General features: G+C 35.8%; 16 protein-coding genes. 8 read left to right on the forward strand and 8 right to left on the reverse strand.

Annotation, left to right across the window (positions count from 1 at the left end; all coding sequences use genetic code 11):
* The first annotated feature begins 7 nt into the window (after positions 1 to 7).
* The 5 genes from BLT95_RS04625 to BLT95_RS04645 all read left to right on the forward strand — a co-directional run bounded on the left by BLT95_RS04625 (position 8) and on the right by BLT95_RS04645 (position 4,194).
* Entirely contained in the window at positions 8 to 763 is a 756-nt protein-coding gene (locus tag BLT95_RS04625) for a DUF1080 domain-containing protein (protein WP_089664965.1), read from the forward strand.
* 86 nt (positions 764 to 849) lie between these two features.
* Positions 850 to 2,079, forward strand: coding sequence for an alpha/beta fold hydrolase (locus tag BLT95_RS04630; protein WP_089664966.1), 1,230 nt, complete (start codon positions 850 to 852; stop codon positions 2,077 to 2,079).
* Between the two features lie 93 nt (positions 2,080 to 2,172).
* A complete protein-coding gene (locus tag BLT95_RS04635; RefSeq protein WP_089664967.1) occupies positions 2,173 to 2,766 on the forward strand; it encodes a superoxide dismutase family protein in 594 nt (197 codons plus the stop codon).
* 90 nt (positions 2,767 to 2,856) lie between these two features.
* A complete protein-coding gene (locus BLT95_RS04640; protein WP_089664968.1) occupies positions 2,857 to 3,387 on the forward strand; it encodes a sigma-70 family RNA polymerase sigma factor in 531 nt (176 codons plus the stop codon).
* Positions 3,388 to 3,390: 3 nt separating this feature from the next.
* Positions 3,391 to 4,194, forward strand: a complete 804-nt coding sequence (locus BLT95_RS04645; RefSeq protein WP_089664969.1) for an anti-sigma factor — start codon at positions 3,391 to 3,393, stop codon at positions 4,192 to 4,194.
* Positions 4,195 to 4,435: 241 nt separating this feature from the next.
* Here the strand turns inward: BLT95_RS04645 and BLT95_RS04650 are convergent, their stop codons facing one another.
* The 7 genes from BLT95_RS04650 to BLT95_RS14570 all read right to left on the reverse strand — a co-directional run bounded on the left by BLT95_RS04650 (position 4,436) and on the right by BLT95_RS14570 (position 10,206).
* Positions 4,436 to 5,194: a LytTR family DNA-binding domain-containing protein gene (locus BLT95_RS04650; protein WP_262490123.1), complete on the reverse strand. Its 759-nt coding sequence runs from the start codon at positions 5,192 to 5,194 to the stop codon at positions 4,436 to 4,438.
* Positions 5,195 to 5,218: 24 nt separating this feature from the next.
* Positions 5,219 to 5,533, reverse strand: a complete 315-nt coding sequence (locus BLT95_RS04655; protein ID WP_089666847.1) for a 2TM domain-containing protein — start codon at positions 5,531 to 5,533, stop codon at positions 5,219 to 5,221.
* Positions 5,533 to 6,879 carry a 2TM domain-containing protein gene (locus tag BLT95_RS04660; protein ID WP_172822567.1) on the reverse strand — a complete coding sequence of 449 codons (1,347 nt, stop codon included), beginning with the start codon at positions 6,877 to 6,879 and terminating at the stop codon, positions 5,533 to 5,535. Before BLT95_RS04660 ends, BLT95_RS04655 begins: the two co-directional genes overlap by 1 nt.
* The gene (locus BLT95_RS04665) at positions 6,879 to 7,514 is read right to left on the reverse strand and encodes a hypothetical protein (protein ID WP_089664970.1); all 636 of its coding nucleotides are present in this window, start codon (positions 7,512 to 7,514) and stop codon (positions 6,879 to 6,881) included. Before BLT95_RS04665 ends, BLT95_RS04660 begins: the two co-directional genes overlap by 1 nt.
* 10 nt (positions 7,515 to 7,524) lie before the next feature.
* Positions 7,525 to 7,941: a DUF2141 domain-containing protein gene (locus tag BLT95_RS04670; RefSeq protein WP_089664971.1), complete on the reverse strand. Its 417-nt coding sequence runs from the start codon at positions 7,939 to 7,941 to the stop codon at positions 7,525 to 7,527.
* A 109-nt stretch (positions 7,942 to 8,050) separates the two neighbouring features.
* Positions 8,051 to 9,565 carry a TonB-dependent receptor gene (locus BLT95_RS04675; RefSeq protein WP_347584297.1) on the reverse strand — a complete coding sequence of 505 codons (1,515 nt, stop codon included), beginning with the start codon at positions 9,563 to 9,565 and terminating at the stop codon, positions 8,051 to 8,053.
* A 122-nt stretch (positions 9,566 to 9,687) separates the two neighbouring features.
* Positions 9,688 to 10,206, reverse strand: coding sequence for a carboxypeptidase-like regulatory domain-containing protein (locus tag BLT95_RS14570; RefSeq protein ID WP_347584298.1), 519 nt, complete (start codon positions 10,204 to 10,206; stop codon positions 9,688 to 9,690).
* Positions 10,207 to 10,379: 173 nt separating this feature from the next.
* Here BLT95_RS14570 and BLT95_RS04680 point away from each other — a divergent pair, with 173 nt between their 5' ends.
* The gene (locus BLT95_RS04680) at positions 10,380 to 10,814 is read left to right on the forward strand and encodes a hemerythrin domain-containing protein (RefSeq protein WP_089664972.1); all 435 of its coding nucleotides are present in this window, start codon (positions 10,380 to 10,382) and stop codon (positions 10,812 to 10,814) included.
* A gap of 141 nt (positions 10,815 to 10,955) precedes the next feature.
* Here the strand turns inward: BLT95_RS04680 and BLT95_RS04685 are convergent, their stop codons facing one another.
* Positions 10,956 to 12,263: an NAD(P)/FAD-dependent oxidoreductase gene (locus BLT95_RS04685; RefSeq protein WP_089664973.1), complete on the reverse strand. Its 1,308-nt coding sequence runs from the start codon at positions 12,261 to 12,263 to the stop codon at positions 10,956 to 10,958.
* 126 nt (positions 12,264 to 12,389) lie between these two features.
* On the opposite strand from BLT95_RS04685, the gene BLT95_RS04690 reads away from it, so the two are divergent.
* Together BLT95_RS04690 and BLT95_RS04695 are read left to right on the forward strand one after the other, a co-directional pair.
* Entirely contained in the window at positions 12,390 to 12,884 is a 495-nt protein-coding gene (locus BLT95_RS04690) for an RNA polymerase sigma factor (RefSeq protein ID WP_089664974.1), read from the forward strand.
* Positions 12,885 to 12,890: 6 nt separating this feature from the next.
* Entirely contained in the window at positions 12,891 to 13,529 is a 639-nt protein-coding gene (locus BLT95_RS04695; protein ID WP_089664975.1) for a hypothetical protein, read from the forward strand.
* Positions 13,530 to 13,573: the final 44 nt, after the last annotated feature.

Raw genomic sequence — 13,573 nt, forward strand, 5'->3', positions numbered from 1 at the left:
ACCAACAATGAAAAGATTAGTATTAATAGGATGTTCTATTCTAGCTTTTATAGCATGTAAGAATGAAAATAAGGAATCTGAAGAAACAAGTGTAGCCGAGAATACAGAGGTACAAAGTTCAGAAATGGATGAGAACCAGGAATGGCAGGAACTTTTCAATGGTAAAGATCTTAGCGGATGGAAAGCTTTTAATGAAGATTCAATTTCAGACCAGTGGCAAGTTGAAAATGGTGCTATAAGCTTTACCCCTTCCGAAGGAGAAAGAACAAAAACTGAAAATTTAATAAGCGAACAGGAATTTGAAAATTTTGAACTTTCACTGGAATGGAAAATTTCTGAAGGTGGAAATAGCGGGATTATGTGGGCTGTCCAGGAAGGTGAAGAATATAATGAACCTTATCTAACCGGACCTGAAATTCAGGTACTGGATAATGAAAAACATCCCGATGCTAAAAACGGTCTTAATAGAACCGCAGGAGCTCTATATGACATGGTTCCACCTAGTGAAGATGTGACTAAACCTGCTGGAGAATGGAACCAAGAAGTGATTCATATAGATCACAACCAGAACATTGGCTGGGTGAAATTAAATGGAGTAAAAGTGACCGAGTTCCCAGTTAATGGAAAAGAATGGAAAAAGATGGTCGAAAAATCGAAGTTTAAAGACTGGGAAGGATTTGGCGCCAGTAAAAAAGGCCATATCGCCTTGCAAGATCATAGTGACCCTGTATGGTATAGAAATATTAAAATCAAACAATTATAGTACTGGAATATATAATTTTAAAGCTGCTTTTTATAGCAGCTTTTTTTATTGCCCTATCTTAGACCTGTTTCAAAAAAATAAATAGTATGCAAAAGATAGATGTAAGCTTTAAAAATACTGATTCCAAGGAACTTAAAGGAGTTCTGGTATTACCTACCAATAAAAAACCTGCAAACTTTATACTTTTTGCACATTGTTTTACTTGTAATAAAAATTTTCATGCACCATCAAATATCAGCAAAAACCTGGCATCTCAAGGTTACGGTGTTTTAAGGTTTGACTTTACAGGATTAGGGGACAGTGAAGGAGATTTTGAAGACACCAATTTCACAAGTAATGTAGAAGATCTTATTGCTGCCGCAGAGTTTCTTAAGGCAGAGTATAAGGCGCCATCTATGATCGTGGGACATTCGCTGGGAGGTGCTGCTGCCCTCTTTGCTTCAAAAAAGATCGAATCTATTAAATGTATGGTCACCATCAATGCACCATCAAATTTATCACATGTTCAGAAGCATTTTGAGTCCAGTTTAGATGAAATTGAAAAAGAAGGCTTTGCCAATATTAAGATTGGAGGAAGAGGGTTCAAAATTAAAAAACAGTTTATTGAAGACCTGAAAACGAATCAGGACGCTTCTGCCCTAAAGGAAATACGAAAGTCATTATTAGTAATGCATTCTCCTCAGGATGAAATCGTTTCTATAAATCATGCGGAAGAACTGTATAAAGCAGCCTGGCATCCTAAAAGTTTTGTGTCTCTTGATGGTGCAGATCATATGCTAAGTAATAAGGAAGATTCAGAATATGTGGCAGCAGTTATTTCAGCATGGGCCAGTAAATATCTTAAAGAGCCCACAGCTCCAGAATTAGAGACAGATCATGAAGTTATGGCCAATCTTGGAGCTTCCGGGTTTACCACCCAAATTATAGCCGGCAACCATCATTTAGTTGCTGATGAACCTATAAAAGTTGGAGGTAGCGACCTGGGACCAAATCCTTACGAATTAGTTTCGAGCGGACTTGCAGCCTGCACTTCTATGACCATCCAAATGTATGCTCGTAGAAAAAAATGGCTGATAGATAATGTAGAAACACATGTAAGCTATTCTAAAAAACATGCTGATGATTGTAAAGATTGTGAAAATGATATGGCAAAAATTGACAGTTTTGAGAGAGAAATATCTATTAAAGGAGATCTGGATGAAAAACAGTTAAAACGTCTTATGGAAATTGCAGATAAATGCCCTGTTCATAAAACTTTATCTTCAAAAGCACAGATCAATACCCAATTAACGAAGTCAACACAAAACACACCTTAAGAGGCTCTGTTAAGCTATCCTTAAATCTTTGGTGATACCTGTGAATAGGCTTAATTTAGTTTTAATAATTGAAATATTAAACCAATCGAAATTATGAAACGTATCAGTTTATCTCTTGTTCTTTGCGCAGGATTAATCTTTACCAGCTGTAAGAATGAGAAAAAGGAAAAAGACATGGACGACCAGTCAGGGACTGAAATGAAGTCTGACATGGATACCAAAGAAGAGGAAGAAGTAAAGAAAGTGAAAGTTACTCTTCAATCAGTTAGTGATTCAAATCTAACCGGAAATGTTGTATTTACTCAAGAAAACGGTGAGGTTTCTATGACCGCTATTATTTCAGGACTTACTGAAGGTACACATGCTATCCATATTCACGAAAAAGGAGATTGCTCTGCACCTGATGGTAAATCTGCCGGAGGTCACTGGAACCCAACAGATGCACAACATGGTAAATGGGGTGATTCTGAAGGCTACCATAAAGGTGATATAGGTAACTTTGAAGTTGATGCCAACGGTAATGGAACTGTTAATCTAACTACTGATGAGTGGTGTATAGGATGCGGGGATTCTAAAAAGGATCTTGTAGGTAAAGCTGTGATTGTTCATGACGGTGTAGATGATTATACCTCTCAGCCATCTGGAGCTGCCGGCACACGTGTTGGTTGTGGTCTGATCCAAATGTAATTGACATACGATATAAATAAAAAAAGCGGCTTTAAAGCCGCTTTTTTTATTTGTTATTTAAACCTATATTTATTTCCTCAAACAACATTTATGCAGCAAGATGGATTAATCCTCGAATTACAGAATGGTAACCAGAGGGCTTTTGAACGAATCTATGAATTGTATTCTGAAAGTACATATGGAATAATTTATAGTATCGTACACGATGAAAAAATAGCGGAAGAAATACTTCAGGACGTATTTTTAAAAATTTGGAATAATTCTTCTTCTTATAATTCTGATAAAGGGAGATTTTTCACATGGGTACTTAATATTGCAAGAAATGCATCTATAGATCAATTAAGGTCTAAAGGGCATAAAAACTCTCAAAAAAACCTAACAGCAGATAATTTCGTAGATATTTTGGAGAGCAGTTCAAATTTCTCATCGAAAGCAGACGCCATTGGAGTCAAAAAGTATATAGATATTTTGAAACCAGTTTGTAAGAAATTAATAGATCTGTTATTCTTTAAAGGTTTTACACAAAAGGAAACAGCCGAGGAACTTGATATGCCATTAGGAACTGTGAAAACAAAGAATAGGGCGTGTATCAATAAACTTCGGGAAATGTTAGTAGAATAAGAAATGAATATACAAGAATACATATCATCTGGAATACTTGAACTCTATGTATACGGAGCACTTACCGAGGCAGAAAGCCGTGAAGTAAGTATGACGTTAAAGGAGCATTCTGAAATTCGAAAGGAAGTTGAAGAAATCGAAATTGCATTACAAAAATTATCTTCGGCAGTTGCACCTACTTATAACGCAGAAGCAATTCTTGCAAGTATAAAACGAAAATTATCAGATAAATCCGGTTCAGGAGTAATTAACATCGAACGAAAGAAAACACCATGGGTCTCTTATATGGGGTGGGCAGCCAGCCTTGTACTCTTAATTGGATTATTCTTCTTATTTGATGATAATAATGACCTAAGAGAGCAGCTAAATTCTGAAAAAGCTCATTCTGCAGAAATGGAACAGCAGATCGCTGATGCCAGAGATGATGCTAAAAAGACAGAAGAATTACTGGCAGTGCTAAGGGATAAAGAAGTATCTAAAATTCCTTTGCAAGGTCAAAATGTAGATCCGGGAGCTTATGCCGCAGTGTACTGGAACAAAAAAGAAAATACGGCGTATATAGATGCGAAAGATCTTCCTGAACCACCACGAGGAAAAGTTTACCAGGTTTGGTCTTTAAAGCTTGAGCCGTTAACTCCTACGAGTATTGGCCTTTTAGCTGAATTTTCAATGGATGAAAATAAGATATTTGCTTTAGAAAATGCAAATGAATCTGAAGCATTTGGTATCACACTGGAACCTGAAGGCGGGAGTGAATCTCCAACAATGGAGCAGTTATACGTACTGGGAGCAGTGGCCGCACCCTGATCTCGTTTCAAGAACAGTCTAAAATAAGTAAGCCCCATGCAGCAGCATGGGGCTTATTTTTGTAAATGCCTGAAAAGTTCCGGGGAATCTCTCCAGGCATCTAACCAACCAAAAAAATCAAAAACTCAAAATCGACATAATCTGACCAATAAATTATTCAAACAACTTTAGAGTTATATATCAAGATATACGGAAGGAGATGAATGTTGGTTTTAAAAAAGCTTATTTTAACATTTGATCTTCAACTGTTTAACCAGTTCTTAAATTCCTTAACCCTTTCCCTGCTTACGATAAGCTGAAATTCGTTAAAATTTTCAAGTTTTATTTCCAGCCTGGAATTTGTATAAGAAACAATATCTTTTATAGCAGTGATATGGAGAATACACTTACGATTAATCCTGAAAAATTTTTCAGGATCCAGTTCATTTTCCAATTGTTCTAAAGCAATATCAAGAGGATAATTTCTACCCGAAAAACAGTGAATATAGCTCGCTTTGTTTTCTGAGTAAAAACAAGCAATTTCAGAAATATCTACCAGTTTTAGGTGTTGACCTATCTGGGCTGTAAATCTTGACTTATAGGTTTTATTGGTTATTCCTGGACTTAAAAGAGATCTTAATTGATTTACGTCAATATTAGAAGATGATTTTTTTGATTGGTTAAATTTTTGCAACGCAGCTTCAAGTTCCTCTTCGTCTATGGGTTTTAAAAGATAATCTATACTATTCAGTTTAAAAGCCCTTAAAGCATATTCGTCATATGCGGTAGTGAAAATAATAGCACTCTCTGTTTCTATGTGATCAAAGATCTCAAAAGAAAGTCCGTCGCTTAACTGAATATCTAAAAAAATAAGATCTGGATGCTTATTGGAGCTAAACCAGGTGACGGCTTCAGCAACAGAATGCAGCATGATTTCAGTTTCTATTTCTAATTTCGACAGCATACGCTGCAACCTTCTAGCAGCAGGCTTTTCGTCTTCTATAATAATTGCTTTGGTCACACTAAATTATATAGGTTAGTAGTTCTATTTCCAGATCTGTTTCTTATCCTTATCCATCAATTCCTGTATTTTCTTTTCTTCCCATTTCTTTCCGAAGAGAAAACCCGGTCCAAAAACACTTGCCCAATGCGCGAATAAACCTATTCCCCAAAAGAAAATAGTAGTGTAATTTGAAAGCTGGGTTAGACCATTAACAAAACCTTCATCCTGAGTATTTACTACAAAAATAGCCGTATTAATAAATAAGTATACTAGAAGATGAATGTAAAATCCTTTAATATCTTTCACCCTCTTATGGGCCGCTTTATAACTAATGTTTTCTTTATAATTCGTTTTCATTATTTCCATGATTTTGTTTGCTGTTTATCCTTTTCCATAATTTCCTGTATTTTACGCTCTTCCCAGTCTGAACCATATCCAAAGACCGAAAATCCATGAATTGTTAGACCTATCCCCCATCCAAAAAGCGGAAACCAGAACCACTGAAATTGCCAGTAGGTATAGTAATTTATGAATATTAAGAAAGGGATCACCACACAGTACGAGATAAGGTTTCCATAAAACTCCTTCATCTCCTTTACTCTTTGCTTTGCTTTGAAGTAAGCATTTTCCTGACTATTATCTACTGTTTCCATAATTGAAATTTGTTTGGTTAGCACAGGGAGTTTCACCCTGAAAATTTCTTCTTTTTGTTCTATTAAAACTTTTCTTTCGGTTACTACATGATATCTGTTCACAATGTTTTGTAGTCCTACCCCTTTTCTGGTTCCTAAAACTTCTTTTTTCTGAAAGTTATTCTCAACAATAAGATACCCGTCATTTTCATAAATTTTAATATAAAGAGGTTTGCTTTCACTAACAATATTATGCTTTATAGTGTTTTCCAGTAATAGCTGGAGTGATAATGGCACCACCTTAGCCTCTTCATTTGAAAGTTCTTCAGGTATCTCGAAATAAATACTATCCTCGAAACGCATTTTAAGAAGCTTCATATATGTGTTCGCAAATGTTAGTTCTTCCTTAAGACTTACTAATTCCTTATCTTTTTGCTCCAGAACATACCGGTATATTTTGGATAATCCAGTGGTAAAACGTTGTGCCTGCTCTGGGTTTTCATCTATAAGCGACGCTAATACATTAAGGCTATTAAATAAAAAATGAGGATCCAATTGATTTTTTAAAGCATCAAATTTGGCCGAAGCGGTTCCCGCAATAATCTTTTGCTCTTTTACTCTTTTTTCCTGGCGATGTCTATAAAAATTTACAATGTAAAAAATAGCACCGGTCACCAGTGTAATTACCAATGAAACCCAGTAAAAGGAGACTTTTTCACCCTTTACATATTCGGAAAAACTCAAACCCTTCTCTACATATTCCCAGTAATATCTAACTAAGAATATTGTAAGTAAACTCAATATTACAGATAGTATAATCGTAATAAGAAGTTTTGGAAACTTATAAAATTCCTTTGCATATTTTTTCGTAAAAAAAATAAACATAGCTGCATTCACGAGATAAATAAAAACACTGTAAGAAAGATTTATTTTGTATCTATTCCACAAATACTTATCGAAACTTATTTCCTCACCCTGAAATATATATATCATTATAAAAACTGCGAAAATCGCATTCCCTACGATGAATGCCTTCCCTAGTTCCTTTAAAATTACTTTGAGTAAATTCATTAGTTTTTACAATTATTCTGTAAAATCATTTTTGCACGACCTTCGCCCCAGTTAGGATAAAATGCCGATCTGGCTTTAAATTTAGAGAAAAGTTCTAAACTGCGTTTGACTTCTGGACAGTACTTACCCGGGTCTTCTCCAAAAAATCTTGCAGCCCCCATATCCCATTCAGCTTTGGAGAGCACTACCCGGGGATTCTCAGGAGCAATTTTTAAAGCTTTTTCATATAATGAAGTTACCGTTCCCGAAAGTTTCATCCCATAAACAGAAGGATCCAAGGTAATATAAGCGGTATACAACATTGCCTGCATTACTAGATTCTCCACGTTTTCGGGTTGAGAATTAGCTTTAGATTTATCAAGTAATTCCTGAGCTTTCTCTAACTGTTGCTCTTTTAATACCACATCCTCCATGTCGAAGCTCTCCACAATTTTAATTTGTGCTGCGTAATAAAATGGTAACCAATTGTTCTCTTCTGCGCTGGCAATTCTCTCAAATAGATTTGCGGCCTGTTGTGATTCTCCACTACTCCATAAATCAAAAGCTTTATTCATTCCTGTCTCATATTGAGATTGAGCCTGTATCTGAAAGAAGCTTATAAAGGCAATGATAAGTATTGAAAGCAAAGTTTTCATATTCTAAATTTTAAAAAATATTTATTTTCTGTTTTTCTGTGGATCCATTTTTTAATTCAAATTTCGCATCTTTCCAATTGGGAGGACCAAATTTTGCAGGAGCATTATTAGAAGTAGCATAATCTTCCGCAGGATAAAAACCCAGGAACATATCAAGCTCTCCATTCTCATCTTCATCATGAAAAGCAGAAATTGCGTATTCACCATCTGGAAGATCTTGAAAAACTATAGTAGCCTCTCCCTCAATGATTTCAGTCTTTAAAGTTTTAAAGGTTTTCTCTAACCAGTTTTCTTTAGAAGAATAAAGTCCAAAAACAGCTTTGCCTTCATTAGATTCAAATCCTGTCATGGTAATTTCTACTGAATTCTGAGCTGTTGAAATCAGAGAGAAGACCAACATTAAAATTGTTATGATTAGTGTTTTCATGTCGCTGTGTTTTTTGTTATAGCTCAAATTTGATCATTCTAATGCTCAGGTAAAATTCTCTTTTACTGAACTGTAGATTTTTATTACTGAATTGAAATTTTCAGGAATTCTATAAGTTATCTAATTGATTTTTATTTTTATCGGCACTAATCGTCCAGAAAAAACCAACAAAAACAAACCTGTCTGCTGCCTGCTGTATAGGCCTGGAAATGAATCTTCCGCTGGGGTTTGGAGAATTAGCGTATTGATATCCAAAAACATTCTTACTGCCCGTGATATTAGAAATGGAGAAATAAAGGATCTTTTGTTGAGAAATTAAATAAGCCCAGTTAAAGCTTAAATTATTATAGTTTTTGGTCCTTTCATTCGAAAAGCCAGAGGTATTAGGGTTTTCAAATGGCCTGCCACTGGAGAAATTATAGGAAAATCCAATCTGACTTTGCCAGTCTTCAATCCAGTATTTGGTAACCAGGCTGGCAGCATGAGTCGCAACAAAATCTGGAGTAGCCGAAATTGGGTAGTTTCTATAATCCCTTTCAGAATCAATAAAACTGTATGAAAGCCAGTATTCAAGATGATTTATACTTCTATCATCACGAAAAAACAGATCTAAACCCCTGGCGTACCCATCCCCGTCGTTAGAGTAATTACTATTAAATTCAGGCGCATTGGTATCAAATTTAACCAGATCACTATACCCTTTATAATAAGCTTCGCCACGAAATAAATATCCTTTGGTTGAATACTGATAATTCAGAATAAAATGCTGTGCCTGCTCCGGTTCTAAATGATTATTATACTTTAAATAGCCATCTGCTGCCTGCTGATGATAATCTCCGTAGGCTGTTGAAATTTGTTGATGATCTGTAAGCTTATACGCAGCTGCAAGCCTTGGAGAGACTTTAATTTCATTGTTCATCTCCAGATAAGAACTACGCACCCCCGCCTTTACGGCAAACTTTTTTGAAAATATAAGATCAGATTCAATAAATCCGGCGAGAATGTTATTTGTGTAACCGGCTGGAAATGTTTGGGAATCTTCCATGTAATCCTCCTCAAAATCTGTATGAAAATATTCCAGCCCTGCATTAAATTTTAAACGATTATTATATTTCTTAGTGCTCTTCAATTTTAAATGAGCTGCATTTTCACGATTCTTTAAATTAGCTTCATCAATAAATATTTCATTAGTAGATTTTGAAAAACTTATACCCGGGGCAATTTTCCAACCATTACTCAGACTTCCTTCGTAAGACGTATTAGCATATAAATTAAGATTGGTCAAATCAGTTAAATTTCTGCTGGTTAATGTTTCGTCTGGTTGATATAATTCGAAGTTAGTTCGGTCTAAAGCAGCGTATAGTTTAAATAATCCTATGTTTGTTCTTTTTCTAAATACCGCTTCACCGCTCAAACTTTTATAAGGTTTTTTAAATTCAAAATCAGGATTATTGGGAATAAGCTCCTGGTATGGTGCCAGATTTATATAGGTGGCATTTACACTTACAGAGCTGCTATCCCATTTTTTGGTATGTCCTAAACCTGCCCCCACCGTCATAATTGAAATATCAGTCTGATCCTGATCTGGTTCATCTATAGTCTGTAAGGTTAAGACACCAGACAAAGCCTGGCCATATTCCGCTGAATACCCTCCGGTAGAAAAGGAAATTCCATCAAAAAGAAATGGCGAATACCTTCCGCGGGAAGGTAGATTTTGAGCCGTAGCGGTATATGGCTGAAAAACCCTCAGACCATCAATAAATATCTGCGTTTCCCCGGCCCTCCCCCTCTCACAAACAGCCGCCCATCTTCTCCCACTGTTTGAGTGCCGGGCAGAGTTTGTAAAGCCGCTATAAAATCTCCTGCAACACCTGCAGTAGTGACCACATCTAAAGGCTTTAAAACAGAAACTCTGGATTGCTCCCCGGCCGAAAAACTTCCTGCATTGAGCACTACAGCATCGAGAGAATTTACATCTTCCCGTAACTGAATCTCTAATTGGTTCATTTCAGAAATATCCGCTTCCAGTTCCAGAGGTTCAAAGCCTATATAACTTATTACCAAAATTTGGTTGCCAGTAAGTATGCTTGTAAAGCTAAATTTTCCATCGTGGTCTGTATTTGAACCATCATAAGAGTTCTTTAAATACACATTTGCGCCAACAATGAGATTTCCAGCTTTATCTGTAACACTTCCAGATATATTATACTGAGCAGATGCAATAGAAACTATTAAAAAGAAAAGAACGTTCAAGATTGGCTTCATGACTTATGGTTTATAAGTCAAATTTGATATTTAGGCTCGCCAAACTAAAAATAAAGTAACCGAATTGCAGTTTCTAAGGTCTGAAATGATGAATCCATTAGATTATAGGAAAACTTTTAGATTTAAATATCAAAATTTAAATAACTTGGAATCAAATCCAAAAAAACTAAGAAATGACCATTTTTGAAGCATTAAGACAGGAGCACGAAATACAAAGACATCTCATAGACAAGCTAATTAAGACTGAAGGAAAAACAGAAGATAGAAAAAAGCTATTTGAAAATTTAAAGCATGAACTAAAGATCCATGAAGATGCTGAAGAACGTCATTTTTATGTTCCTTTAATGAAAAAGGATTTAACGCAGGAAAAAGCCCGTCATAGTGTTGCTGAACATCACGAAATGGATGAGCTAGTAGAACAGATGGAAGATACAGAAATGGATGCTTCAAACTGGCTTAAACTTGCAAAAGACCTGGAACACCAATTAATTCATCACTTAGAAGAAGAAGAACACGAAATATTCCAGTTGGCAGGAAAAGTGCTTACCGATAAACAAAAAACCGATCTTGCAGATAGCTATAATAAAGAAATTAGAAAGAACAGGTAACTAAAAGAGGCACCATAAAATTATTTTTAGAAGGTATTGCGAATGCAGTAAAGCAATCTGTAAACTCAAATAAGAATACTTACAGATTGCTTCTTTTCTAGCATTGACTAAAAAACCTAAAGTTTAAAACAGTCTCTTCTTTTAAACTTTATCCTTATCCATTTTCATGGTTTTCTTCTGACCTTTGAAAGGTCTAATGATCAACCTGGCTGCCTTGTCAAAATTCACATAGTTGTATATCCAGTTGAAGAAGGTTACCGTTCTGTTTCTAAAGCCTACCAGAAACCAAAGGTGTACAAACATCCATACAAACCAGGCGAAAAATCCTGAGAATTTCCACTTATGGAGATCTACCACGGCCCTGTTTCTTCCAACCGTAGCCATGGTTCCTTTGTCAAAATATTCAAATGGTTCTAGCTTTTCCCCTCTTATTAGATGTTTGATGTTTTTAGCCAGATGTTTCCCTTGTTGAATTGCAGGTTGAGCAACCATTGGGTGACCTTTTGGAAATTTTTCCGTTTTCATTAATGCAATATCCCCAACAGCGAAAATATTCTCGTAACCATTCACCTGATTAAACACATTTACCTCGTACCTATTGGCTTTTTCAACCAGTGCAGAGGCATTAAGACCTTCTACCGGTGCTCCTGTTACTCCCGCAGACCATATAAAAGTTTCCGTTTTTATCGCAAGATCTGTATTGGTCTTTACCAAATGCCCATCGTAATTCTCAACCATTGTATTCAGGTGGATTTTTACGCCTAATTCTTCAAGCATTTCCTGGGCTTTTTTAGAGGCATGCTCACTCATAGGAGGTAAAACCCTGTCTAGACCTTCAAGTAAATGGATATTCATCTCATTGGGATCCAGATCTGGATAATCTTTCGGGACTATGTGATTTCTCAGTTCAGCAATAGCACCGCTAAGCTCTACCCCAGTAGGTCCTGCTCCGGCAAGAACAAAGTTAAGCAGGGCTTTTCTTTTCTCTGGATCCTCGGTAATAGTGGCCTGTTCGAGATTTTCAAGAATAAGACTTCTAATATTTAGTGCTTGTGGAACCGTTTTCATCCACATTCCATGCTCTTCAATACTATCGTTTCCGAAGAAATTAGTTTTTGAGCCAGTGGCTATAATTAAATAATCATAGATTAGATCGCCAATATTTGTGTGCACTGTATTCTTTTCGGCTGAAATAGATTCTACTTCTGCAAGCCTGAAATAACATTTTTTACTGGATCTGGTAATTTTTCTTAATGGGTAGGCGATAGAATCTGGTTCTAGTCCTGAAGTGGAAACCTGGTAAAGTAAAGGCTGAAAAGTATGGTAGTTATGCCTGTCCAGCATCACCATTTGCATGTCTTCTTTCAAGATCTTTCTGGCTAACGCCATTCCGGCAAAACCACCTCCTATAATTACTACTCTGGGTAAGTCGGTTCTTGGGATGTTCATAAATTTGGCTGGTTTTACCCAAATTTACTATTTATAGAAGTATTGAGGGATGGATTAACTTTAAATTAAAGTTTTTTGTAACATAGCGAATAGTTTGACTACCTATTACGTGCTAACCAAGTTTTCGTGAACAAAGAATTAGAACATCAGTTTGTTACCAATCTGGAGCAACACCAGAATATTGCGCACAAGATCTGCCGTATCTATACAAATGATAAAGATTCACATAATGATCTTTTTCAGGAGATCACGATTCAATTATGGAAAGCTTATCCAAAGTTTAGAGGAGATTCCAAGTTTAGTACCTGGATGTACAGAGTTGCTCTTAACACGGCGATCACGCTTTACCGAAAGAAAAAACGAAAAATACGAACGCAAGATTATGATACGGTACATTTTAAGATCAAATCTGAAGAATATAACGATGAAGTTGAACAACATCTAAAACTGATGTATGATGCCATAAGGCAGTTGAATGATATTGATAAAGCCCTTGTTTTCTTATACCTGGAAGATAAGAATTATGCCGAAATCTCTGATACCCTTGGAATCACAGAAGTGAATGCAAGAGTGAAAATGAACAGGGTAAAAACCAAATTAAAAAACCTTATTAATCCTTGATATGTTATGGATGATTTAGATCTGTTAAAAAAGGATTGGAAAAAGCAGGAACAGAACCTGCCTCATCTTTCCTACGATGAAATTTATAAAATGACCTGGAAGAAGTCTTCTTCTATCGTTAAATGGATATTTATTATTAGTATTCTGGAATTTTTGCTAGGAGCTATCCTGAATATTGTGCTGGCCGATGATGAATACTGGCAGCAAATGGAAAAATATAATCTTACCGAATTTACCATTGGCGTTTATATTATCACCTACCTTATAACCTTTTATTTCATATTTAAATTTTATATAAACTACCGAAGAATATCTACTACCGATAGTGCTTCGAGACTTATGAAAAATATCCTGAAAACTCGCAAGACCGTTAAGTATTATATTGGTTTTATATTGATCTCCAGCGGGGTAGTTTTCCTGGTAACACTTTATTTGATGTTAAGAAATCATGCTTTAACCGCAGAGCCTACTACCACGAATATGGCTTTTGACACCAAACAATGGTTTATATTTATAGGTGGTACTTTACTGGTACTGGTGATCTTACTGGGTGTTATCTGGCTAATTTACAGGGTGATTTACGGAATTCTCCTTAGAAGACTCCTGAAAAATTATAAGGAACTGAAAAAGTTGGAAATGGAGTAAATCGGAATGAGAAGTGGAAAAAATTAAATTCTCTGGTATAGAAC

The organism is Gramella sp. MAR_2010_147 (genome assembly GCF_900105135.1).
Lineage (GTDB): Bacteria > Bacteroidota > Bacteroidia > Flavobacteriales > Flavobacteriaceae > Christiangramia.